This window comes from Kangiella marina (assembly GCF_039541235.1).
Lineage (GTDB): Bacteria > Pseudomonadota > Gammaproteobacteria > Enterobacterales > Kangiellaceae > Kangiella > Kangiella marina.
The window spans coordinates 494,675-518,286 of the sequence record NZ_BAABFV010000001.1 but is presented as its reverse complement, the minus strand read 5'-3'; the positions used below and the strand labels follow the sequence as shown (position 1 = coordinate 518,286).

The window sequence follows — 23,612 nt, the reverse complement described above, 5'->3', positions numbered from 1 at the left end:
AATGGCAAAAAAACTTTACACAGGGAATACCCATGGATAGCTCTAGTAGTGATATAAACTTTTGGTTTCTTGGTCTGATAACCGTCGCCATTATCATGATTAGCTTTTTAGTACAGCAAATTGCGCAACGTCTTTTCTCGGTGAGCGAAACAGCGGGAAAGGCAATTAATACAGTTGTTTTTATAGCGCTGTCGTTTACCTGTTTTGCAACAGGCATCATAGAGTACGCTATTTCCGGAAAGTAACTCGATAATACCTGTTCAGTTATCGAGTTATGAGCCAGCGAATGGTGTACCAAAGATACCAACTGCCAGCTCAGCCCAAATCAGTACAAATGCTGCGATCAATGCGAGGGTTAATACAGTGCGCTTAATCGAGTGGCTGAACTTCCGGATGATAAATTCATAGGTGAGTCCTACGCAAGCGAGTAAACCACCAAAGATGAGGAAGTCACTCAGTGACCAGTTCACTTCTTGAGTAAACTGCATGGCGATTAAAGGAATGGCTAGTATCATGCCTATTGCCGTTAACCAAAAGAAACCTCTTTTTGTGTTTGTGCTCATCGTAGCTTCCTGTCAATTGATTCGTTTATCGATCAAGGATCAGTAAAGGATCATAACTATGGATCGTAATTGAGGGAGGGCGCCAGCCATCGCTCAGCTTTTTCTAGTGACCAACCTTTTCGTTTAGCATAATCCTCAACCTGATCTTTTTCAATTTTACCTGTACCGAAGTATTTAGATTGTGGGTGCGCAAAGTACCAGCCTGAGACTGCCGCAGTAGGGTACATGGCGAAGTGCTCGGTGATATTTAAGTCAATGGTTTTATCGGGCTTTAGCATCTCCCACAGGGTTCCTTTTTCGGTATGGTCAGGGCATGCGGGATAGCCTGGGGCAGGGCGAATGCCTTGGTATTCCTCTGAAATTAATTGCTCGTTGCCCAACTTCTCATCTTTAGCATAGCCCCAGTATTCTTTTCGGACTAATTCATGCATTTTTTCTGCGAAGGCTTCTGCTAAGCGATCCGCTAGAGATTTTAAAAGTATTGAATTGTAATCGTCATGATTCTTTTCAAAGCGTTCGATATGATCATCGATACCAATACCAGCGGTAACTGCGAAGCCGCCAATGTAGTCGTTGAGTTGGGTATCTTTAGGTGCGATAAAGTCCGATAGACAGAAGTTAAACTTGCCTTTGCGTGTCTGCTTCTGTTGGCGCAGGTGGTGAAGTGTATAGGTTTTGTTTTGACGCGTATCATCAGCATAAACATCAATATCGTCACCAGTTGAGTTCGCTGGGAAGAAACCTATGACGCCACGAGCCGTTAACCACTTTTCCTCAATAATGGTTTTCAACATGGCCCGCGCATCGTGGTAAAGTTTGGTCGCTGTTTCACCGACCACTTCGTCATCTAGAATTTTAGGAAACTTCCCTGCAAGCTGCCATGAGCGGAAAAAAGGTGTCCAGTCGATTCTTTCTAAGAGGTTTTCTAGCGGGTAATCATCAAACACTTTTGTGCCTAAAAATGATGGCTTAACGATATCGTCAGCTTTCCAGTCGATATCTAAGGCAAACTCTCTAGCACTTTCCAATGACGTCAGGGTTTTCTTTTTCATGCGCTGTTCGCGTTGTATGCGAAGCTTGTCGTACTCGTCTTTGTTTTCTTTCACGAATGCATCTTTATGCTCGCCCAGTAATTTACTAGCAACGCCAACGACGCGTGATGCATCAGCGACATACAAGGTTGCATGATCATATTGCGGTTCGATTTTAACGGCAGTGTGTATTTTCGAGGTGGTGGCGCCACCAATAAGAAGCGGCAAGTCCATGCCGCGACGTTGCATTTCTTTTGCCACGTTAACCATTTCCTCGAGCGATGGCGTAATCAGTCCAGATAAGCCAATGATGTCGCAGTTTTCGTTAATGGCGGTTTCAAGAATTTTATCCGTCGGCACCATGACGCCTAAATCAATCACTTCATAACCATTGCACTGCAAAACAACACCGACAATATTTTTACCAATATCATGAACGTCACCTTTGACGGTGGCCATGAGAATTTTTCCTTTAGGTTTATCGGCAAGATTTAATCGCTTTTTTTCTTCTTCCATAAAAGGGAAGAGATACGCCACGGCTTTTTTCATGACGCGAGCGGATTTGACCACTTGAGGCAGGAACATCTGCCCTGAACCAAACAAGTCCCCAACCACATTCATGCCGTCCATTAAAGGCCCTTCGATAACATGAAGCGGACGCTCAAACCCTTGGCGAGATTCCTCAACATCTTCATCAATAAACTCGGTGATGCCTTTGACTAATGAATGCTGAAGACGCTTATTCACTTCCCAGGTTCGCCATTCCAGATCTTGCTTATTCTTCTCTTTGGCTCCATCTTGACGATATTCCTCAGCCAGTTCGAGTAAGGTATCGGTTGCATTATCTGTCTGATTGAGCACAACGTCTTCTACTGCTTCTCGTAACTTTTTAGGGACTTCGCTATACACTTCAAGCTGACCTGCGTTAACGATACCCATATCCATGCCAACGTTAATCGCATGATACAAAAACACCGCATGAATCGCTTCGCGAACTTTATCATTACCGCGGAAAGAGAAGGATACATTGGAGACACCGCCTGAAATCATGGCGTGGGGCAGATTCTTTTTGATCCATTCCGTCGCTTCGATAAAGTCCACCGCATAGTTATTATGTTCTTCGATACCTGTGGCGATAGCGAAGATGTTCGGATCAAAAATAATGTCGCAAGGATCTAAACCAACTTGTTCGGTGAGTATTTTGTAAGCTCGCGCACAAATTTCAGTTTTGCGCTTAAACGTATCGGCTTGTCCTTGTTCATCAAAGGCCATGACAATCACTGCCGCGCCGTAACGCTGTACCAGTTTGGCTTGTTCTAAGAATATTTCTTCGCCTTCTTTGAGCGAGATAGAGTTGACGATTCCTTTGCCTTGAATACACTTTAGGCCAGCTTCAATGACTTCCCACTTGGATGAGTCGAGCATAATAGGAACACGGCTGATATCAGGCTCGGAAGCAATCAGGTTTAAAAATCGCTGCATCGCTGCGGTAGAATCCAACATGGCTTCGTCCATGTTGATATCAATGATCTGCGCGCCGTTTTCTACCTGTTGTAGTGCGACTTCGATCGCGGCTTCGTACTCGTCTTCCTTAATTAAGCGCAGGAAACGTTTGGAGCCAGTAACGTTAGTACGTTCACCGACGTTGATGAATAGACTGTCTTCATCAATCAGTAATGGCTCTAATCCTGACAGGCGACATTTTCTGTCTTGATTGGCTTGTGTGCGAGGTTTTTTGCTTTTGACCAACTCTGCAAAATGCGCAATATGTTCCGGCGTGGTTCCGCAGCAACCGCCGATGATATTGATCATGCCATCATCGACCCACTGCATCATTTCTCTGGCCATATCTTGTGGCGTTTCGTCGTACCCACCAAACTCGTTAGGTAAACCTGCGTTAGGGTGAACCGAGATATTAAATTCACTAATACGGTTGAGCTCGGTGACATAAGTACGTAGATCTTTTGGCCCTAGTGCGCAGTTCAAGCCTATGGAGATTGGCTTGGCGTGACGCACTGAGTTGTAAAAAGCTTCTGTAGTTTGTCCGGTTAGCGTTCGCCCTGAGGCGTCAGTTATAGTCCCAGAGATCATGATTGGTAATTCAACATCATGATCATCAAAGTATTTTTTAACACCATAAATAGCGGCTTTCGCATTCAAAGTATCGAAAATCGTTTCGATGAGGAGCAGGTCAGCTCCACCACGGTATAAGGCGTCGGTTGATTCGTAATAAGCATCCGCTAATTGATCAAAGCTGACGTTTCGAAAGCCAGGATCGTTAACGTCCGGTGATATGCTACAGGTGCGGTTGGTTGGACCAAGAACGCCTGCAACAAATCGAGGTTTCTCGGGAGTAGAGTACTCTTCAGCAATTTCTTTGGCTAAACGAGCAGATTCGTAATTAATTTCGGCTGACAAGTCCTCCATGTCGTAATCAGCCATGGCGATTCGAGTTGCATTGAAGGTATTGGTCTCAATAATGTCCGAGCCCGCTTTAAGGTATTCTTCGTGGATGTCCCGAATGATTTGTGGCTGAGACAGGCTCAACAGGTCGTTATTGCCTTTAACATCACAGTGCCAATCAGCAAAGCGTGTACTACGATAATCCTCTTCTTCCAGAGTGTACTGCTGGATCATAGTACCCATAGCGCCATCTAACACAAGGATTCTGTCTTTAAGTAACTGTTTGATAATACGGTGATTTTCTACTACTTTTGTCATCGCTTAAGCCAAGTGCAAAGGTCTTTCAGTTAATGGTTTTATGTGATTGCTATCGAAAAGTGTCTCAAGTAAAATCTTTAAAAAGAAGTATAGACGTCTAAATAGCTTGTGGCTATAATACCACCGAGTTGAGGAAGGGTGAACAGTTTTGTGCTTATTTATCAAACCAGTGGGTTCAGGTTTCTTCAAAACGAGAATATTTCGATATAACGACTGACTAATAAGGTTCCTTGGGATTAATCGGGAAGCTGGTGGAAATCCAGCACTGCCCCCGCAACGGTAATAAAGAGCGTTGCTCCATGGCCACTGAGTACACACTTGGGAAGGCGGAGCGACTTAGCATAATGGAATGTTTCCTATGCTAGATCTTTTGAGTCCGGAGACCGGCCTTGTTAGACGTTGAGCAGATCGGTGGGCTCTTGCTCGATATGAAGTCTTTATTTATTTAATGCCCGCTAGAATTAAGAGATCTAGCAATGACACATCAGCAATTAGTTGCCCGTTCGGTGGCAGCAGTAATAACAGCATCCGTTGGTTTTGGCGCATCAACTGCGTACGCAGAAGAACAAGTAACCGATGATGAAAATACGGTGGTTATTACGGCTTCTCGTTTTAAGGAAGAGAGCGTTCGACTGCCGACTAACATCACGATCATTTCCAAAGAGGACATTGAGCGTAGCAACGCCACTCAGGTTGTACAGCTACTAAAGCGTGTAGCCGGAATTCAAATATCGTCGGTTAGCGGCAAAACCACCGTCAGCATGCGTGGTATTTCAGCAGAGCAAGCGAGTAACAATGTATTGATTCAAGTCGATGGCCGTCGCTTAAATTATACGGATATCGCAGCGCCAGACCTAGAGTCTGTATTAGTGTCGGATATTGAGCGCATCGAAATTATCCAAGGCGCGGCAAGTACTTTGTATGGCGACCAAGCGGTTGCTGGCGTGATCAATATCATCACCCACTCGGGCAAAAACAAAGAGTCTAATGCGAGCCTAACTGGTGGAAGTTATGGCACGGCTCAAGCTAACTTGAACCTTAACCATGCGCTAAATCAGGATTGGTCATTTTTGCTGAGTGCGAACTATTTAGAAACGGATAACTACCGTGATCACAATGAGCGTGAGCAATCGCAGTTAGCGTTAAAGTTTCATTATTTAACGGAAATGTCAGACTGGCTGTTTGAGTTTAATACCAATCATGAAGACTTGGATACGCCCGGGGCTTTGCTAGAGCCGGACTTAAGCGAACCGACTCAGTCACGCCCAGAGTTCGCTAATGATTATGTGAATACTCAGCAAGATGTGTTGCGTGTTTTTGGTCAAGAAACCATCGATAACAATTGGAAGTATGCGATTGATGTCAATTATTTAGACTCTGACATTGACAGTATCAATAGTTTTGTTGGCTTTCCAACGACGACGGTTAATACCACCGATCGGACTCAGTGGAGTGTTTACCCTCGTATAAAAGGACAGTGGCAGACTGATTCAGGTTCTATCGATTGGACCAATGGAGTCGATTATGATCATGCGGAATATGCTTTTTCGCTGTTAGGCCGTAGTAATGAGCAAGAGGTCAAAAGCTTGTACTCACAGCTGTTTATTCCACTGTCAAAACGTACGGATATTGAAGTCGCGGCAAGGTATGCTCGCGTAGAAGACGACCTAATTGATCTGACGATCTATCCTGGTGGGATTAGCCTTAAAAATTCGGCAACGGCTTATGATATTGGGGTTAGCCATCAGTTCGATCGCGATAGCAGAGGTTATGTTCGTTACAGTGACAATTACCGCTTTGCGAAGGTTGATGAACAGTCATACACCGCAGATGGCGTGATTGGCTTGGAACCACAAACTGGTCATTCCCTTGAGCTTGGTTATGAGCGCGGCCTTAAGTATGGTTTTCTAAAACTGTCGGCCTACCGACTAGAACTTGATGACGAGATTTTCTTTGATCCTGCAGCAACGCCACCACCAGCAGCTTTCTTTCCCGGGGCTAATGTTAATGGTGGTCGCTCTGAGCGAATAGGGCTTATGGTCGATTACCAAGCGGAGCTTACTGACGATATCAACTCGGGTGTGAACTATCATTATGTTGACGCTGAGATTAAACGCGGCGAGCCAAGTAGTCAGGGCAATAGTATTCCTGGAGTGTCTGAGCATACGGCTAACGCTTGGATTGACTGGCAAATCGACAGTATTTCTAATGGGTACTTAGAAGTGAACTACCGTAGCGATCGTTATCAAGAAGGTGATGTCAGCAATACCCAACCCAAAATTGCTAGCCATACGGTGTTAAATTCAGCAATAAACTGGAGTTGGGAGCAGCTCACACTGGGGATTCGCGTCGACAATCTTTTGGATAAAGAATATATCGATTACGCACAGTTTGGCGGCTACTATCCAGCGAATGGGCGTTACGGTTATGTTAAGCTGAGTTATCGTTTTTAATTAAGAGCTCGAAAAAATTATGGCAAATCGTCTCACGCAAATCACAACTGGGGTTGGTGATAGTGGTACTACGCGTTTAGCTGATGGTAAAGAAGTGTCTAAATCGTCGCTAAGAATTTGCGCGATTGGTGCTGTTGATGAATTGAATGCAGCGATTGGAATGTTTGTAGCGGCTTATCAATTAATTGATGAGCAAAAACTGTATGAGTATGAAGATATCGCCGCATGTTGCCATCAGGTGCAAAATGAATTGTTTAATGTTGGTGGAGAGTTAGCATCGCCAAGCAATCACTTTATGTCTGATTCTGCGATTAGCGATATTGAGCATTTTATTGAAAGCATTAACGACAGCTTGCCACCACTTAGGGAGTTTGTCATACCCGGGCAAAACGTCGCTTCGGCGAATGCACATTTTGCACGCTGCGTGGCTCGTCGAGCGGAACGGGAAGTGATCAAACTCTCGGAGCAAGAAACTGTATCAACAGATCTTTTGATTTATTTGAACCGCTTGTCGGATGCTTTCTTTATCATTGCTAGGGTAACGGGACGGTTGGATTCGAAAACTGAGCCCCAGTGGCATAAGTCTTCTGTTTAAGAGGCTTCGCCCGAAGTGGGGCACGCATCATTAAAGAGTAAGGTATGAGTAAAATACAGGTAAAAACATTAACCTTAATCGCCATCATTCTAGTGATTGGCAGCTACCGGTTATTCCCACATCCGTTTAACGTCACGCCGGTTATGGCGATGGGACTTTTCGCCGGTACTTACTTTCATCAAAAGTGGATGGCTGTTGTCATTCCTTTGCTGTCGATGTTTCTGGCGGATCTCGTTCTTGGTTTTCATAACACTATGTTATTTGTGTACGGTGCTATTGTGCTCGCCGTTTCGATGGGGTTTGTTTTACGACACTCTGTCAGCCCTCTGAAAGTGATTGGCGCGTCAGTCGCGGGCTCCATTCTGTTCTTTGTCATTACCAACTTTGGCGTTTGGGCAATGAATGACTATTATCCCAAGACGTGGCAGGGGCTTATGACTTGCTACACCATGGCAATCCCTTTCTTCCAGCGTACTTTATTCGGTGATTTACTGTTTAACGGTGTGTTATTTATCAGTTATTGGTACTGCGCTAAGTCTCTTGGTCACTATACGTTAGAAATAAGCCGCAAGGCCAGTGGTTAGTCTCGGTTCATAGCCATCTGGCTCATATAGGCTAGGCAATGCTGAAGGCTTCAATAACTAAAAACTCTTTGATGGGCTTGAAGGTTAGTGTTAGCGATAGCTCATGACCGTCTGCATCTGATAAACGCCACTTTTCAGACAGGACATCACTCTCTACATTTCCCACATCCTCTAGACTCTTCACATCCTCCGCATTCACCAAACTGGAGCTAATGGGCTCGACGACCGTCAGCTTTTGGTGCTTTTGAATTAACTGTTGATGCAGGTTAGCGAATTGTTCCTGCCCAAATTGCTCGGTGAAAGCGTCGCTAAAATAGCGCCAAACCAAGGAGTAGTTACCGAGGTTGAGAGCTCGAATCAGGTCATCGACGATGCCTTGTGTGATTTTTAATCGCTCTTCATCGCTGATTGTCGACAAATGTAAGGTTGATAATTCAGTTTTTGACATAGCTTAACAGTCTTTTGCAGATAGCCCTGTAATTCGGGATTTAAACCTCTATAATTGATGCAACGAAATCTACAATGTGATTGGGCAAAAGTCTAGTTTATGATTCATTATGAGATCCATCCTATAAATCCCGAAGCTCACCTTTTTGAAGTCACGCTTCATTTAGACAAAGTCGATGCTGATGGGCAGCTACTCTATATGCCTAACTGGATTCCTGGTAGTTACATGGTCAGGGACTTTTCGAAGCATATTCAATGGATACGCGCCGAGAATAAAAAGGGGCGACTAGAGCTAGGTCGAGTTGATAAATCGACTTGGAAACTACCGCCTTCATCCTCCGCAGTGACCGTGGTCTATCAGGTTTACGCATGGGACTTGTCTGTGCGCGGGGCACACCTCGACCAAACCCACGGTTTCTTTAACGGAACCTGTGTGTTTCTTGCGGTTTCTGGACGTGAAGACGAAACCTGTCATGTCGATATCAATCGACCTGACGGTGAGGATTATGTCCATTGGCGTCTAGCGACGGGACTAAAGCCAATCGAAGGCACCAGTGAGTTTGCGTTTGGCCGTTATCAAGCGGCCGATTACGATGAGCTGATTGACTGCCCTGTGGAAATGTCAGATTTCCGTCTGATCAGTTTTGAAGCCTGTGGTGTGCCGCATTATATGGCGCTGACTGGCCGTCATCAGGTTGATGAAAAGCGTTTGGCTGATGACTTGACCAGAATCTGTGAGCACCATATCGACTTCTTTGGCGGTTCAGCCCCGATGGATCGTTACATCTTTATGACTTATGTCCTAGGCAGTGGTTTTGGTGGTCTTGAGCATCGCAATTCGACGGCACTCCATTGCAGCCGAGAGGACTTACCCTTAGAAAGTGACGAGCCTGGAAAGGTCAAAGATACTTATCAAACCTTCCTTGATTTATGCTCTCATGAGTATTTCCACACTTGGAATGTCAAGCGCATTAAGCCAGCTGAGTTTCTACCGTACGACACACAGAACGAAAGTTACACTGAGTTGTTGTGGGCTTTTGAAGGGATTACCTCGTATTATGATAACTTGGCTTTAGCGCAGACTGCCTGTATCGATAAAGAAGAGTACTTAACGCGATTGGCAAAAACGCTAACTTCGGTGAGACGCTCTAAGGGCCGCTTGATTCAAACCGTTACTGATTCGAGCTTTGATGCTTGGACTAAGTTTTACAAGCAAGATGAAAACGCTCCTAATGCGGTCGTGAGTTATTACACTAAAGGTGCGGAAATCTCAGTGTGTTTAGATCTCTTGATTCGCCAGAAAACTGATTGGAAGAAATCTTTAAAAGACATTATGGGACGTTTGTGGAATGAGTATGGCAAAGTCGATAAAGGGGTGGAGAACGACACGATTCAGACCCTAGTCTTAGAAGAAACGCCTGAAACATCGCATCAAGCTATTAAAGACTTTTTTGAGGCTGCGCTTTATACCACCGACGAATTGCCGACAGCGAGCTTACTAAAAGCTGTTGGGGTAGAGTTAAAGTATTTACCACGAGTGGATAAAAACGACCGTGGCTCCTTTAAAGCGACCTTGCCACCGAATAAGCAGTTGTCTGATCTTGGCTTGGAACACAAATCTAAAGCAACGGGAGTGATGGTTAAAAGCGTTTATGCCGACTCACCAGCGGGCAAGGCGGGGATTTCAGCCGATGATCACTTAATCGCTTTAGAAGGCCTGCGCATCAACAGCTCGACCTTTGATCGTCAGATTGAACAAATCCCGGTCGGCGAAACAGTCAGCATTACTGGCTTTAGACGCGATGAACTGATGACTTTTGAGGTTACGCTAGAGGAAGCCGAATGTGATACGGCTTATATCACTTATGCTGAGGACTTTGATCAACATCAGGACCATTTTGAGCACTGGTTAAACTTAAAAGATTCTGGACAATAACACCATGAAGATAGTGACATTTAATATTAATAGTATTCGAACTCGAGCCCATCAAATTGAAGCTTTGGTGGAGAAGCATGATCCTGACATTATTTGTGTTCAGGAGACAAAAGTTCATGATGATATGTTTCCCTTTGACCTGTATGAAAACTTGGGCTATCACATAGAAATCCACGGCGGAAAGGCGCATTATGGAGTGGCAACCTTCAGTAAAAAGAAGCCACTTGCGGTTGAGAAGGGCTTTCCAAATGATCCAGAAGATGCACAACGTCGTATGATTATTACCACCTTTGAATATGGTGATGAAACGATCAAAGTATTGAACGGTTATTTCCCGCAAGGGGAAAACCGAGAGCACCCAACGAAGTTTCCTTATAAACAAAAGTTTTATGAGGATTTGCAAGAGTACTTGGAAGGGCACGATATCGACAATGTGCGAACTATTGTTTTAGGCGATATCAATATTTCACAACTGGATATTGATATAGGTATTGGTGAGTCGAATCGTAAGCGTTGGCTGCGAGATGGTAAATGTAGCTTTTTACCCGAAGAGCGTGAGTGGGTTCAGCGCATGTTAAGTGCAGGCTTGTATGATACATACCGCACAATAAACCCTGATAAAGACGATAAATTCAGCTGGTTTGATTATCGTAGCCGTGGTTTCGAGCGTGACCCTAAACGAGGATTACGCATAGACTCCGTTTTTGCCTGTGACTGGCTTAATCAGCGTGCTGTGGCATCCGATATTGATTATGATATTCGCAGTATGGAGCGTCCATCGGACCATGCGCCAGTGTGGACGGAGTTTGATTTAACTCAATAGAATAAACATTATGACGAAAAGCTGGAAGTGGTTAAAAAGGATATTATGGGTCTTATTGGGACTCTTTATGCTGTTGTTTTTAGCAGTTTCCGTTTTCGTCTATATCATCAATTCTGAGTCATACCTAGAAGACTATCTGTCTGAACATCTCGGCGTTGAAGCAACAGTTGGTGAGCTTGATGTTTCACTACTGAGTGGTACCGTAAAAATAAGTTCTAGTGTTATCGGGCCTAAAGATGATCCTTTTATCCAGTTTGACAGTTTAGAAGGTGAGCTGGATTACAGTCATCTTTGGTCAAGTCAGTTAACGGTTGAGTTGTTAAAACTGACCAATGCGAAAGTTCGTTATCCTTTCGAGTTTAATTTCAAACAGTCCGAAGAAAATACCGAAGACACTTCGCTACCGTTCGATTTTATAGACGTTGCTGCAATCGATATTCATAACCTAAACTTTGAGTATCGTGGGGACGTTTCATTAGTTGCTGAAGGCGGTGATGTAAAAGTCCGAAACTTACCTGTGGCTGAAGATGGCTTTTTATTATTTGGTGATTTACAACGCTTGGTTAAAGCCAGCGAAACGACGCTAGAGGCGAATTTAAAAACACTTCGTTCAGAAAAGACTACTTTAAATAATCTTAGTTTAAATGCACATATCGAACAGCAACGTCTGATTATTGATGAAATCAACTCAGGCCAGTCATCGATTAATATTAATTTACTGGAACACTCTAAAGCAGCTGCGGCAACTGGCGAATCTCAGGGCAATAGCACGTCTAATATCCCTTCGGTAGAGGTTGCTGAACTGGACTTGCCGTTCAATGATATTGTGATTGAAAAAATTCATCTGGGTAAAACGGACTTGGCGATACAAGATCAGCAAGAGTTTTCGGTTAAAGCCATTGAAGCTGAGTTTTCTGAGTTGTTATTAGTGCAGGATAAAAAAGCACTTTGGCTTGATTGGCCATCATTCTATGAAGCACAGAATAGCCAGTTTCAATTAAGCTCTGAAGCGATGAAGTCTGATGTTATTGATTTTGAAAGTTTAAGCCTTAAAGGGAATTTAAAAGCGGGGGATTTTTTGATACCCAGCTTTAGTCTTAATCAGCCGGTGCTTAAGCTTGCCCCAAAAGCTGAAAACGACTCGTCAGCAAGTGCAGACTTGAGCGGGCTGCTTTTGCCTTTTAAAACCGTTACCTTGGTGGGTGGTGAGATTACTCAAGGTAAGATTTCTTTGGCTTATGGCGACGACAAGCACGAGGTGTCACAGCTTAATCTTGAGCTTAAACAGCTGCCTCTCGTCATGAATCAAAAGCCTGTATTCTTGCTTGATAAGGTCAATGTGGGTGAGCAGCAAGCTAGCGTTGTATTAAGTGACGCCAACTATCAAGGTTCGCTTGGTACTATCAGTAAGATGTCTTCGACGGTGTCGTTAAAAAACTCTGAGGTCAATGTCGAAGAGCTCAAGATTTCACAACCTAATATTAATTATCAGTTAGTGGCAGTTAAAAAAGAGTCGGACACTTCATCGTCTGATGCGGAAATCACATTACCTGTTGATACCATTCATTTAGGACAACTCACCCTTGATGGGGCCCAGTTTACATTAGAGTCTTCGGGGCAAACCTATGCAGGCCAAGGCCTTAAACTGACTGGCAGAGATATACCGCTTTACAGTGATGCAACATGGGTTGTAGCTGAGCCAAAGTCGTGGCAGAAGCAGGCCGAGTCAGCGTTGAGCGCAGATTCTTTAGAGTTGCCACAGGGTAGTTTGTCCGGAGTGTCAGTGGATGCGGTTTATCAAAACAACCAGTTGACCATTAATAAGTTCACTTTGGCTGGCTCAGACTTGTCTATTGATGCCGAGGCTGATGATAATAATCCATCAGCACCATCAAACGAGGCTTTGCCGTTAGACTATGTTCAACTGAACAATATTGATTTGAAGCGACTTAACATTAAGTATCAAAATCAGGATCTGCGATATCAATTGTCTGGCGCGAATTTAAGTTTAAGCAGTTTTCCTCTGGTCAGAGAGGGTGAACTGGTTAGTGATCCGGTTAGTTATTCAGGCAGTGAAACTAATCGAGTGGCTATCAATGTGGGTGAGTTAGTTTTGCCCGAAGGCCGTATTAGAGGATTCGAAACACGAGGCACGTTGCGCAATAAAGATCTGATGCTGGATTATTTCCGCACCAATTCGGCAGATTTAAAGTTTTTATTGAGCGATCAGGGTGGTGAGACAAACAATACACCGAGCGAGGCAGAAACCCCGACTGCGAATAAATTTGCCTTAAGAACCTTTAAAATTGGCGATTTAAAGCTACAAGGTATTAATGCAGAGCTATCGCGTGGTGAGGGTGAGAGCGCGCAAACTTATTCTGTGAAAAATGGCTATCTTGGTGCGACTGAGATAATGCTAGCGAAAAACCATCAAACGATTGACCAGTGGTATCACTCCCAACTCGAAAACGCGTTTACGTTGATTGCGCTTAAAGTCGAACAGGTTCAACAAGAGCAGAATATCATCCATAATATTACTGCTACCGCTGTACAGGATAATCAAATAGTGACCGTTCAGCCTTTACGAATGATGGTCAATGAAGCGCCGTTAAGTGCAAGATGGATTATTGATTTAAGCCAACAACCCTATCAGTCCACCTATATTTCAGACTTTAATGACTTATCGTTAGACAAGCTGGTGGTGCCTGCTGATGAGAAGGGTGTTTCGATGTCAGGTAACCTTAAAGGTGATATTGATATTGCGTTTTTGGGACTACAGCCAGATGTCATTAGAGACAGCCTGCAAGGAAAAGTCTTAATTACCAATCAAACACCGCTAACGCTACACCGCTTAAATGTGAATAAAGTGCTGCGCAGTTTTCTAGATAGCCAAAGCTTTGGGTTATTGGACTTCGGCGGCTTTTTATTGGCAGGACCTCTAGGGTTATTGGCTTCACAAGGCGTGAGTTTGCAGGACACGTTAGGTCAGTTGGGTGCTGATGAGGGCGATACCCATATCACTCACTTTAACCTTGATATGGATATTGAAAATGGTGTTCTTACGACCAAAGATGTGGCGGCGGCAACCTTAAAGTATCGCTTTGCCTTTAATGGCCAAATAGATCTGGCGCAGCAGGAATTTAAAGACTTTGAGTTCGATATTATTAACGAAAAAGGGTGTAGCGAGTATGGGCAAACGCTTAATGGAAGTCTAATCTCACCTGAAATTGAGACCTTTACCGCTGCTTTTGATGCGGTCACAGGCTCAGTTGTGGGGTTGTTCAAACAAGGCGTTGGGCTGATCACTGGTGGCGCATGTTCTGCGGTTTATGAAGGCGTCGTTCCGCATCCAGAAGATGGCGCGGAAATTATCCCCAAAGAGCAACAGCGAACGATTGATCCTAATGCTCCAGAGGAAGAGCAAGACACTGAAAGCGCGGAAACTACTGAGGCTGAGGAAGCTGACAGTAACTAGGCTTCTTAACCGTTGGCGATAGCGCCTTTATTGACCCCTTCAAAAGCTTTAACCTGTATCGTGGCGTGTGGCTCAATAACTTTGAGCTGCTTGACGATATGATTCGCGATGAGTTCAACGGTAGAGTCATTCTTCATGATATGACAGCGCGCTTTAGGCAGCTCTATAGAAAAATAACCTTGTTCGCTGGTATAGGCGAAGCGGTAATAATCCTCAGCGCTTTCTTTGTCAGGTGCTACCAAGTCTTCTTCCGTACCGATATAAATATCTTCCCACTTTTCACACCACATCGCCTCCAGTTCTTCGCTTCGCTGACCATTATCATAAATATGGATCTGTGAGCGATGACCATGGGCGATTCGTTGACAGTCGCCAAGGTGCTTCTTTAAGCCGTGTGTGTAGTGATAGTAATGTCCCTCAATAGCTTCGGTGCTGAGCGTAAGGTAGATTTTAGCGACATTACTTGGCACCACTTCAAGGCAGGCCTTATTCAATACCTTAATAACGGCATCCATCGACACCTCTTCAGCATCAAGAAGAACCACAGCCTGCTCTGGCGATTGATGATGGTAGCGGTGTCCCGCAGTATCAGAAAGCGTTAATTGTAAGCCTTGGTCATTCGTTTCGGCCTTAACATGCTCGCTGTTAGCCGGAACAACAAACTTATGATCAACCGTAGCATCGATCGCTTGTTTGATACGCTTTTTAACATCGCCGAAGTCAAAGACCATGCCTTGATCATCCAGCTCACCTTCTAAAACGAGGTCAACAATCCAGCTTTCGCCCACAATTCCACGATGAATATCAAAGAATGCAAAGTCAATGACAGTGAGTTGGTCAACAAAGAGTGCAGGCATAGCCAAAACCGAAGGGTGGTTAACGTTTAATCTTGAGGTGAATTATAGCATAATCAGTGCAAACTCTAATGAAGATTTTGATGATGACAAAAAAATATGATTTATACGCGCTTGGCAATGCGCTGGTTGATGTTGAGATTGAGGTGAACGAAACCGAACTTGAGCGTTTAGGCGTTGAAAAGGGTGTCATGACCTTGGTTGATGAAGAGCGCCATGACTACTTATTGGGGCACTTGCAGGGTAATATTCACCAGCGTGCTTCAGGCGGCTCCGCAGCCAACAGTGTTATTTCACTGGCACAGCTCGGCGGAAAGGCTTTCCATTCCTGCAAAGTGGCTAAAGATGAAGCCGGCGTGTTCTACTCTGATGACTTGGATGAAGCGGGCGTGACTAATACACTGGGTCAGCTAGAAGATAATCACGGTACCACTGGTAAATGTCTGGTGATGATTACACCGGATGCTGATCGCACCATGAATACGTTTCTCGGAATTAGCAGTGAATTAAAAGAGCAAGACATCAATTATGAGGCGCTTGCTGACAGCCAGTATCTGTACATTGAAGGTTATTTGGTAAGTTCACCAGAAGCACATCAAGCAGCGCTAAAGGCGCGGGACTTTGCTCGTGAGAATGGTGTAAAAGTTGCGACAACCCTGTCTGATCCAAACATGGTTCGTTTCTTTAAACCTGAGATTGAGCAGATTCTCGATGGTGGTGTTGATTTATTATTCTGTAACGATGATGAGGCTCTTGAGTTTACGGGCGTCGATAGCGTCGAAAAAGCCTTAACCATATTGTCACAGCAATCGAAGCAGGTTGTTATTACACTGGGTAAAAAAGGCGCTTTGAGTTTTGATGGGCAAGACGTATCAACGATAGAACCCCATGTGGTCAAGGCGGTTGATACTAATGGTGCTGGCGATATGTTCGCAGGTGCTTTTATATTCGGTTTAACAAACGGCTTGTCATGGGCAGAGTCTGGGCAGTTGGCGAGTTTTGCTTCGGCACACCTTGTCACTCAGTTTGGGCCACGACTCAAGCCAGCCGCGATTGAAGAACTCAGATCTTATCTTAACAAGGAGTTTCCAAACCGTTGATGAGACATATTGCGATTATGCGCCACGGAGATGCTCCCTATATCAATGGGGAGCGTCAAATTTCCGAGCATGGCCATCAGCAAGTACAGCACATGGTGCGTTGGTATGCACAGCACTTGGCGGAGCAGAACGTTCAGCTAGAAACCTTGTTGGTCAGCCCGACGTTGCGAGCCCAGCAAACGGCTGATACTTTTGAGAAAACGTTTAAAGACTTGGTGGATTATGACTGGACTCGACAGACAGAGTCATTGTTGACCTCCGAGTCGGATCCCGCAATGACGATTCCTTTCGTCGAAGAAGCCACACAGGGCACCACGGTATTAATTAGTCATATGCCATTAGTGTCGCATCTTTGGTGTGGATGGCTACCAGGGCAGTCCCAATACTTCCCAACAGCGGCCATTGGCTCTTTAGGCCTAACAACCGACGGCTCAGCTTCTAGTGCAAGAAAACTGGCCTTTTCTAGCCCAGAGTAGGCTTATTCTCAGAATAAACTGGAAGTCCATCGTAAAAATAGCTAGCATTGCGTTTCTATGACATTTGCGTGACATTGGTTTTGAACGAACAACAAGTCAAAAAAGCTAGCCTACTTAGAGCTTGGTGGGTCATTCTGGTATCTATTGCAGCGACAGGAAAGTACAGCCTGCTCACTCTTGTCACGGCCTTGTTTAATCGAAGTGAGTCATTAAAAAAGACGGTTCGACCGAAGATCGATCATGTAATTCACCGCTGGGGTAACAGTCTAACTAATGCGGTTCGATTACGGTGGACGCTAGAGGGTGATTTGGAAGCAGAGGCGCAAGCAGGAAGGCGTGTGATTATTGTTGCGAACCACTCAAGTGCTTACGATATTCCACTGATTTTTGCAGCTCTTCCAGGCAGTATCCGTATGATTTCTAAGAAGGAACTGTTCAAAATACCACTGCTATCTCGAGCCATGAAAACGGCTGAAATCCTTTCTATCGATCGACAAAACCGTCAACAAGCGATTAAAGATCTCGAAATCGCCAAAGAAAAAATGGAGAGTGGGATTCGTATCTGTATGTTTCCAGAGGGAACGCGATCCAGCACCGGAGAGTTATTTCCTCTTAAAAAAGGCGCCATTCGCTTAGCCATTGATACCGATGCCTTGATTATTCCTGTCGCGATTGAGGATATTTATAAAGTCCTGCCAAATAAAAAGTGGTTACAGATGCGATTGAATCAAAAAGTCACGGTCAAAGTTGGAAAAGCGATCGATTGTCGCGAATATGACGTTGCCCACCGCAATGAATTGACGGAAGTAGTATATAATTCATTATACAGCATGTTACGCCAACAGCAGGATGAGGTAGCACCATGAGTGATCAAGATATCTATCAACAAGCTCAACAAGAGCTCAACACTATTGCTGACTTTGTTCGTTTTGCCGCGACCCAGTTTCATCAGTCTGACCTGTACTTTGGCCATGGCACCGATAACCCTTGGGATGAAGCGGTTGCAATTGTATTGCAAATGCTTGATTTGCCAGTGGATTATCCCCAGAGCATGCTGGGGGCAACTGTGCTTTCTGAGGAAAAGAAACACCTTGCTCATGCCATTAAAACGCGTGTTACTCAACGCAAGCCATTAGCCTTTATCACCAATAAAGCTTACTTCGCTGGTTTAGAGTTTTACGTGGATGAGCGAGTTTTAGTGCCTCGTTCGCCTATTGCTGAACTGATTCATAATGACTTTTATCCATGGTTAGAGGCGGATAATCCAAAAGTCTTAGACTTGTGCTGTGGCAGTGGTTGTATTGGTTTGGCTACGGCAGCCTTTATTGATGATGCCGAAGTGGTGATGTCCGATATTTCGGAAGATGCGCTAACGGTGGCGGAGATTAATATTGAACGTTTAGGTCTGTATCATAAGGCGCGAGCGGTACAATCGGATCTGTTCGATGGACTAGAAGGTGAGGTATTTGACTTAATCGTGTCGAATCCGCCTTATGTTGATGCTGAAGATCTCGCCGATATGCCACAAGAGTATCATCATGAGCCAGAGATCGGTCTTGGCTCCGGCGTTGACGGTCTCGATCTGACTCGCCAAATCCTTGAAAATGCTGCCCACTACCTGAGTGATCAAGGCGTACTTATCGTCGAGGTTGGTAATAGCTGGCCTGCACTTGAAGAAACCTTCCCAGAAGTTGAGTTTCATTGGATTGAGTTTGAGCAGGGTGGGGATGGCGTTTTTGTTTTAACCAAAAAGCAATTATTGGAACACTTTAGTTGAGTAATGCTGTTTGAACCTAATCCACCATCATTCAATAAGGTTGCTGCTGAGCGCTGTGTCCAGCAGTTAGCACAAGCTTTTAACCGGCACTTTTCAGATCACCGGGTTGTCCTCAAGCCAGGCGCGAACGAACCCTTCTACCAAGCTCCTAAATCTGTGGAGTCGGTAGCGACCATTTACTCTACTCACGATTACTTTTCTAGTGCGTTACACGAAGTAGCGCACTGGTGTATTGCAGGCGTTGAGCGACGCAATCGCGATGACTATGGCTATTGGTATGAACCGGATGGTCGTAATGCCGAATTGCAGGCTCTTTTCTTTAAGGTTGAGGTTAAGCCTCAAGCCTTAGAGTGGGCTTTTAGCTTAGCCGCTGGTATCCCTTTTCGCGTTAGTCTTGATAACTTAGATGCAGGAGACTCTGCAGTAAAAGAGGCGAAAGTTTTTCGAGAGCAGGTTCATCAGCAGCTTCAGCATTATTTTACAGTGGGATTTCCGCAAAGAGCTGCGCGTATGATACAACTGTTATGTCAGCTTTATCGTTCCTCACAACCCATTAACTTACCCAAAAGAGAGTCATGTTTACTTTAGGTTTTATTATCAACCCGTTTGCAGGAATTGGTGGCAAAGTCGGACTCAAGGGCAGCGACGGCGAAGCCATTCGTACTGAGGCCTTCGCCCGTGGCGCTGAGCCTCAGGCCGTCGAGCGAGCGAGAATTGCCTTAGAAAAGTTACAGCCTTATAAGGATCAGTTGACCGTATTAACTGCTTCTGGGGATATGGGGGAAGCGCTTTTACAGGAGATGGGATTTCAGTTTAAAGTGGTGCACCAAAGCCAAGAACCATCAACTTTCGAAGACACTATCGCCGCAGCTCGAAGCATGGTCGGTGATGCCTCCGCTTCTCGACCTATCGATGTGTTACTGTTTGCTGGTGGCGATGGTACGGCCCGAAACATTTATGAAGCCATAGATAGTGCGGTACCCGTACTTGGAATTCCTGCAGGCGTAAAAATACACTCTGGTGTTTATGCGGTGACGCCCCATGCCGCTGGCTTGGTCATTGAAAAAATGATCAACAAGGAGTTGGTCAGCTTACTTGAAACCTCGGTCATGGATATTGACGAGGAGGCGTTTCGAAAGGGTGTTGTTCGCGCTAAACAGTATGGTGAGATGCAGGTTCCAGCCGAGCATCGCTACGTTCAGGCGACCAAGTCCGGCGGCCGAGAGCTTGAAGAGCTGGTGTTACAAGACATCGCAGAGTTTATTATTGATAACATGGATGATGACGATTACTACCTTGTTGGCTCAGGCTCCACCTGTGCTTTCTTGATGGAGACAATGTCGCTTGAGAATACGTTGTTAGGGATTGACTGTGTGCATGATGGCGCGGTGGTTGCCAGCGACATGACCGAGAGCGGTATACTGAATCTACTGTCAGAGCATCCGGGGAACGTAAAGCTGGTGATTACGGTGATCGGTGGGCAAGGTCATATTATTGGCCGAGGTAATCAGCAGTTAAGCGCTAAAGTCTTGTCACAGCTCGATAAAGAGGATATTTACGTTATCGCCACCAAGACCAAGCTGAAAGAGCTGGAGGGTAAACCTTTGATTGTTGACAGTGACGATGAGGCGTTGAATCAGCGATTGTCAGGCGTGATAAGAGTGATCACAGGCTATGAAGACTTTATTTTGTACCCTGTCGGTATCGAAAGTTAATAATTTTTAAGCTTTTGTCACTTGGCTTTGTGCGAGATCTCGCACAAAGTATTGAGCATAGTCTGAAAAGCATCGGAGCTTTAAGCGGTTTTTTAAATGCATCTTTTGTAACTGATTGAATTATAAGGATTTGATGGTTTTTCAGCTTTTCTGCGGTTTCATTTTTCTTAGATTTGTAGATTGTTCTATTGGAATGATTTGCTAAAGTACCTCTCGTGTTCAGGGAGAACACACTATCTACAAATCGACTATCTAACGATAGGTTAAGGAATAATAATTTAGGACAAAATAAAAGGAATTATTATCCAAGGTTGGATACCAGAAAACTGTGGGACGGACTCATCCTATATTAAAAGCGGCTTAGGCCGCTTTTATTTTATCTAAATTTTGCGTGAAACATCTTTTTTCTAAGCGATATAACCATCCTAGTTGCGGCTTGCTGATTCATTGAGCCTTCATTTCTTTTTCAGTGCAAATTTGTGTAGACTCAGTAGTAGTTATCGGACAAACCACGGTTTGTAAATAAGCACAATAACGGAAGCGCTGACAATCAATGACCACTCGTGTTTTGCTAAATTTAGTTCACCCCATTTTTGAGAAATCGTGGGCCAATCAGGCCATGCTAGAGGCGGTTAAAGATCTCAAATACGTCAAAGTTAATGACCTCTACGAAGAATACCCGGATTACTTTATTGATATTCAACGTGAGCAGAAACTGCTATTGGATCATGCGTTGATTGTCTTCCAACATCCTTTTTATTGGTACAGCAGCCCGTCACTACTCAAAGAATGGCAAGATCTGGTCCTAGCCGAAGGTTTTGCTTACGGTGAAGGGGGTTATCAGTTGGCCGGTCGACGTTGGTTAAGCGCCATCACTGCAGGCGCCGCTGAAGACAGCTACACGCCTCATGGTTTTAATAATTTTTCTGCCGACGAGCTACTGAGACCTTTTGAACAAACGGCGGATTTCTGTGGTATGGAGTTTGTTAAGCCGTTTGTATTGTATGAAGCCGAAACCCTAAGCCATAGCCGGATTGAAAAAGAAGCGGAGCGTTACCGAGATTATATTCAGGGGCTGGCTACATCATTAGGGCTTTTAGAGCAGAGCGAAGAGGAGGCAAGCTAAATGGAAGAAGCAGGTTTCCTGTATCAAGCACTGGTTTTCTTGTTGGCTGCTGTTGTCGGCGTACCTATCGCTAAACAGTTAGGATTAGGTTCGGTTCTTGGTTACCTCATTGCGGGAATTATTATTGGGCCATTTGCTTTAGGGTTGGTTGGCCAAGATGTTACTGACATTATGCATTTTGCTGAGTTTGGTGTGGTCATGATGCTCTTCCTGATTGGATTAGAGCTTCAGCCGAAAAAATTGTGGAAAATGCGCATGCCCATTTTAGGGCTCGGTGGTTTGCAGGTCGTGATCACCATGGTTTTACTAACCCTGCTAGCCCTAGCATTCGATTTGCACTGGAAAATGGCTCTGGCGATTGGAATGATTTTAGCGCTATCGTCGACGGCTATTGTATTGCAAACCTTGTCGGAGAAGGACTTACTTCGAACAGACGCAGGTAAGTCAGCTTTCTCGGTTCTGCTATTCCAAGATATCGCCGTCATTCCTATGCTGACATTATTACCTCTGTTGGCTACATTGCCGGTAGAAACGTCACAATCCGTAGGACACACTGATTTAGAGGCCTGGCAGCAAGCAGGTCTGGTCTTTGCCATTATTAGCGGCATTATCCTTATCGGACGCTATTTAGTTCGGCCAATTTTTAACTGGATCGCACGCACCGGTTTACGTGAAATTTTTATCGCGACGTCTTTATTGCTGGTACTTAGCATTACCGTGGCGATGCAAAAGGTTGGTCTATCACCGGCGTTAGGTGCTTTCTTGGCTGGGGTCGTTTTGGCTGAGAGTGAATACCGTCATGAGCTTGAAGTGGGACTGGTTACTTTTAAAAGTTTATTGCTAGGATTGTTTTTTATCACGGTTGGGGCGAGCATCAACCTTGAGCTTTTAATGCAATCACCAGGATTAATATTGCTACTTCTAGTCTCGTTAATCGCTATAAAGATCATCGTGCTAATGATCTTAGCGAAACAGTTCAAAATGTCGCTGATTGAAAATATGCTATTTTCGTTTGCCCTTGCTCAGGGCGGAGAGTTTGCTTTTGTTCTGTTCAGCTTTGCCTCTCAAAATGGTGTCTTAAGTAACGATATTATTTCCTTATTGACGGTTGTGGTCGCACTGTCGATGGCGCTGACACCTGTATTACTGATTATATGTGAGAAGCTAATTATCCCTCGGTTATCGTTTGGTAAAGAGCGACGCGAGTTCGACAAAGTGGATGATGGTGAGACGCCAGTGATCGTGGCGGGTTATGGCCGTTTTGGACAAATAGTCTCGCGCATCTTGCGCTCACAAGGCTTTGATACCACCTTGCTCGAATATGATGCGGTGCAGATCGATTTGGTCAAAAAGTTTGGGACTAAAGCCTATTATGGTGATGTCACCAATGAAGAGGTGCTTCGAGCCGCTGGCGCAGACGATGCGAAAATGATGGTAATCGCTGTTGGCAACCAAGAAAAGACTTTGAAAGTGATCGACTTGTGCCATAAGCACTTCCCGCATCTTAAAATCTATTCGCGTGCCAAAGGACGACGGGAAGCGTATGAACAAACTAAAGCTGGGGCTGACTTTGTGATGCGTGAAACTTTGGGGTCCGCGGTGATTTTAGGTCGTGAGGCGCTGATGGGGTTGGGTTACCGCAAATATCAAGCGCATCGAACCGCCACCGCTTTTTACCACTATGATTCACAGCACCTAGAAGAGTTGGCGGAGCTTTGGGGCGACAAACAATACGTCATCAAGGCAGCTGAGCGAGCGGAAATGCTTGAGGCGGTTCTAAAGGCTGATCAAAAAGACTCGAATGCTATGCGAAGAGCGTGGAATACGCCGGTATCACTGGAAGAAGAAGAAAGTGATGCCTCAGAGTTGGATGATAACGCTAAAGGCCGACAGTCAGGCAGTGAAGCGAAAGAACAACCAGAAGAGAAGTCTTAGT

General features: G+C 44.8%; 19 protein-coding genes and 1 riboswitch. Of the genes, 15 read left to right on the top strand and 4 right to left on the bottom strand.

The features are described from left to right. Positions 1–32: 32 nt before the first annotated feature. Positions 33–245: a hypothetical protein gene (locus tag ABD943_RS02260; RefSeq protein WP_345291572.1), complete on the top strand. Its 213-nt coding sequence runs from the start codon at positions 33–35 to the stop codon at positions 243–245. A gap of 27 nt (positions 246–272) precedes the next feature. Here the strand turns inward: ABD943_RS02260 and ABD943_RS02255 are convergent, their stop codons facing one another. Then, positions 273–563: a hypothetical protein gene (locus ABD943_RS02255; RefSeq protein WP_345291571.1), complete on the bottom strand. Its 291-nt coding sequence runs from the start codon at positions 561–563 to the stop codon at positions 273–275. Between the two features lie 56 nt (positions 564–619). Further along, positions 620–4,315 (bottom strand): methionine synthase, encoded by a 3,696-nt coding sequence (gene metH, locus ABD943_RS02250; RefSeq protein WP_345291570.1) that lies wholly within the window; start codon positions 4,313–4,315, stop codon positions 620–622. A gap of 206 nt (positions 4,316–4,521) precedes the next feature. Further along, positions 4,522–4,721: riboswitch (cobalamin riboswitch) on the top strand. Between the two features lie 70 nt (positions 4,722–4,791). Here metH and ABD943_RS02245 point away from each other — a divergent pair. The 3 genes from ABD943_RS02245 to ABD943_RS02235 are packed head-to-tail and all read left to right on the top strand — an operon-like array spanning position 4,792 to position 7,947. Further along, the gene (locus ABD943_RS02245; RefSeq protein ID WP_345291569.1) at positions 4,792–6,768 is read left to right on the top strand and encodes a TonB-dependent receptor; all 1,977 of its coding nucleotides are present in this window, start codon (positions 4,792–4,794) and stop codon (positions 6,766–6,768) included. Between the two features lie 19 nt (positions 6,769–6,787). After that, positions 6,788–7,363 (top strand): cob(I)yrinic acid a,c-diamide adenosyltransferase, encoded by a 576-nt coding sequence (locus ABD943_RS02240; protein WP_345291568.1) that lies wholly within the window; start codon positions 6,788–6,790, stop codon positions 7,361–7,363. Between the two features lie 44 nt (positions 7,364–7,407). Continuing rightward, positions 7,408–7,947 (top strand): DUF6580 family putative transport protein, encoded by a 540-nt coding sequence (locus tag ABD943_RS02235; protein WP_345291567.1) that lies wholly within the window; start codon positions 7,408–7,410, stop codon positions 7,945–7,947. A gap of 31 nt (positions 7,948–7,978) precedes the next feature. On the opposite strand, the gene ABD943_RS02230 is transcribed toward ABD943_RS02235, so the two are convergent. Further along, the gene (locus ABD943_RS02230) at positions 7,979–8,395 is read right to left on the bottom strand and encodes a hypothetical protein (RefSeq protein ID WP_345291566.1); all 417 of its coding nucleotides are present in this window, start codon (positions 8,393–8,395) and stop codon (positions 7,979–7,981) included. Between the two features lie 99 nt (positions 8,396–8,494). On the opposite strand from ABD943_RS02230, the gene ABD943_RS02225 reads away from it, so the two are divergent. The 3 genes from ABD943_RS02225 to ABD943_RS02215 are packed head-to-tail and all read left to right on the top strand — an operon-like array spanning position 8,495 to position 14,628. Further along, the gene (locus tag ABD943_RS02225) at positions 8,495–10,330 is read left to right on the top strand and encodes a M61 family metallopeptidase (protein ID WP_345291565.1); all 1,836 of its coding nucleotides are present in this window, start codon (positions 8,495–8,497) and stop codon (positions 10,328–10,330) included. Positions 10,331–10,334: 4 nt separating this feature from the next. Next, complete coding sequence (gene xthA / locus ABD943_RS02220; protein WP_345291564.1) at positions 10,335–11,153, top strand: exodeoxyribonuclease III; 819 nt, start codon at positions 10,335–10,337, stop codon at positions 11,151–11,153. Positions 11,154–11,163: 10 nt separating this feature from the next. Then, positions 11,164–14,628, top strand: a complete 3,465-nt coding sequence (locus ABD943_RS02215; RefSeq protein ID WP_345291563.1) for an AsmA family protein — start codon at positions 11,164–11,166, stop codon at positions 14,626–14,628. Between the two features lie 5 nt (positions 14,629–14,633). Here ABD943_RS02215 and ABD943_RS02210 read toward each other — a convergent pair whose 3' ends face one another. Further along, positions 14,634–15,485 carry a 6-pyruvoyl trahydropterin synthase family protein gene (locus ABD943_RS02210; protein WP_345291562.1) on the bottom strand — a complete coding sequence of 284 codons (852 nt, stop codon included), beginning with the start codon at positions 15,483–15,485 and terminating at the stop codon, positions 14,634–14,636. 83 nt (positions 15,486–15,568) lie between these two features. Here ABD943_RS02210 and ABD943_RS02205 point away from each other — a divergent pair, with 83 nt between their 5' ends. From ABD943_RS02205 to ABD943_RS02170, 8 genes are all read left to right on the top strand, one after another. After that, the gene (locus ABD943_RS02205) at positions 15,569–16,582 is read left to right on the top strand and encodes an adenosine kinase (RefSeq protein ID WP_345292672.1); all 1,014 of its coding nucleotides are present in this window, start codon (positions 15,569–15,571) and stop codon (positions 16,580–16,582) included. Then, on the top strand, positions 16,582–17,058 hold the full coding sequence (locus ABD943_RS02200; RefSeq protein WP_345292671.1) for a SixA phosphatase family protein: 477 nt from the start codon (positions 16,582–16,584) through the stop codon (positions 17,056–17,058). Before ABD943_RS02205 ends, ABD943_RS02200 begins: the two co-directional genes overlap by 1 nt. 68 nt (positions 17,059–17,126) lie before the next feature. Beyond that, the gene (locus tag ABD943_RS02195) at positions 17,127–17,924 is read left to right on the top strand and encodes a lysophospholipid acyltransferase family protein (RefSeq protein WP_345291561.1); all 798 of its coding nucleotides are present in this window, start codon (positions 17,127–17,129) and stop codon (positions 17,922–17,924) included. Beyond that, positions 17,921–18,835, top strand: a complete 915-nt coding sequence (gene prmB / locus ABD943_RS02190; RefSeq protein ID WP_345291560.1) for a 50S ribosomal protein L3 N(5)-glutamine methyltransferase — start codon at positions 17,921–17,923, stop codon at positions 18,833–18,835. Before ABD943_RS02195 ends, prmB begins: the two co-directional genes overlap by 4 nt. A gap of 3 nt (positions 18,836–18,838) precedes the next feature. Continuing rightward, positions 18,839–19,423, top strand: coding sequence for an elongation factor P hydroxylase (locus tag ABD943_RS02185; RefSeq protein WP_345291559.1), 585 nt, complete (start codon positions 18,839–18,841; stop codon positions 19,421–19,423). Beyond that, positions 19,411–20,550, top strand: a complete 1,140-nt coding sequence (locus ABD943_RS02180; RefSeq protein ID WP_345291558.1) for an ATP-NAD kinase family protein — start codon at positions 19,411–19,413, stop codon at positions 20,548–20,550. Before ABD943_RS02185 ends, ABD943_RS02180 begins: the two co-directional genes overlap by 13 nt. A gap of 553 nt (positions 20,551–21,103) precedes the next feature. Next, positions 21,104–21,676, top strand: a complete 573-nt coding sequence (locus ABD943_RS02175; RefSeq protein WP_345291557.1) for an NAD(P)H-dependent oxidoreductase — start codon at positions 21,104–21,106, stop codon at positions 21,674–21,676. Further along, positions 21,677–23,611, top strand: a complete 1,935-nt coding sequence (locus ABD943_RS02170) for a monovalent cation:proton antiporter-2 (CPA2) family protein (RefSeq protein WP_345291556.1) — start codon at positions 21,677–21,679, stop codon at positions 23,609–23,611. The last annotated feature ends 1 nt before the right edge of the window (position 23,612 follow it).

What these genes read in the sequence shown, in the direction of transcription:
- ABD943_RS02255 (WP_345291571.1), bottom strand. Translation starts at nt 563, where the DNA reads ATGAGCACAAACACAAAAAGAGGTTTCTTTTGGTTAACGGCAATAGGC.
- ABD943_RS02205 (WP_345292672.1), top strand. Translation starts at nt 15,569, where the DNA reads ATGACAAAAAAATATGATTTATACGCGCTTGGCAATGCGCTGGTTGAT.
- ABD943_RS02185 (WP_345291559.1), top strand. Translation starts at nt 18,839, where the DNA reads ATGCTGTTTGAACCTAATCCACCATCATTCAATAAGGTTGCTGCTGAG.
- ABD943_RS02235 (WP_345291567.1), top strand. Translation starts at nt 7,408, where the DNA reads ATGAGTAAAATACAGGTAAAAACATTAACCTTAATCGCCATCATTCTA.
- ABD943_RS02180 (WP_345291558.1), top strand. Translation starts at nt 19,411, where the DNA reads ATGTTTACTTTAGGTTTTATTATCAACCCGTTTGCAGGAATTGGTGGC.
- metH (WP_345291570.1), bottom strand. Translation starts at nt 4,315, where the DNA reads ATGACAAAAGTAGTAGAAAATCACCGTATTATCAAACAGTTACTTAAA.
- ABD943_RS02175 (WP_345291557.1), top strand. Translation starts at nt 21,104, where the DNA reads ATGACCACTCGTGTTTTGCTAAATTTAGTTCACCCCATTTTTGAGAAA.
- prmB (WP_345291560.1), top strand. Translation starts at nt 17,921, where the DNA reads ATGAGTGATCAAGATATCTATCAACAAGCTCAACAAGAGCTCAACACT.
- ABD943_RS02170 (WP_345291556.1), top strand. Translation starts at nt 21,677, where the DNA reads ATGGAAGAAGCAGGTTTCCTGTATCAAGCACTGGTTTTCTTGTTGGCT.
- xthA (WP_345291564.1), top strand. Translation starts at nt 10,335, where the DNA reads ATGAAGATAGTGACATTTAATATTAATAGTATTCGAACTCGAGCCCAT.
- ABD943_RS02200 (WP_345292671.1), top strand. Translation starts at nt 16,582, where the DNA reads ATGAGACATATTGCGATTATGCGCCACGGAGATGCTCCCTATATCAAT.
- ABD943_RS02240 (WP_345291568.1), top strand. Translation starts at nt 6,788, where the DNA reads ATGGCAAATCGTCTCACGCAAATCACAACTGGGGTTGGTGATAGTGGT.
- ABD943_RS02245 (WP_345291569.1), top strand. Translation starts at nt 4,792, where the DNA reads ATGACACATCAGCAATTAGTTGCCCGTTCGGTGGCAGCAGTAATAACA.
- ABD943_RS02215 (WP_345291563.1), top strand. Translation starts at nt 11,164, where the DNA reads ATGACGAAAAGCTGGAAGTGGTTAAAAAGGATATTATGGGTCTTATTG.
- ABD943_RS02260 (WP_345291572.1), top strand. Translation starts at nt 33, where the DNA reads ATGGATAGCTCTAGTAGTGATATAAACTTTTGGTTTCTTGGTCTGATA.
- ABD943_RS02225 (WP_345291565.1), top strand. Translation starts at nt 8,495, where the DNA reads ATGATTCATTATGAGATCCATCCTATAAATCCCGAAGCTCACCTTTTT.
- ABD943_RS02210 (WP_345291562.1), bottom strand. Translation starts at nt 15,485, where the DNA reads ATGCCTGCACTCTTTGTTGACCAACTCACTGTCATTGACTTTGCATTC.
- ABD943_RS02230 (WP_345291566.1), bottom strand. Translation starts at nt 8,395, where the DNA reads ATGTCAAAAACTGAATTATCAACCTTACATTTGTCGACAATCAGCGAT.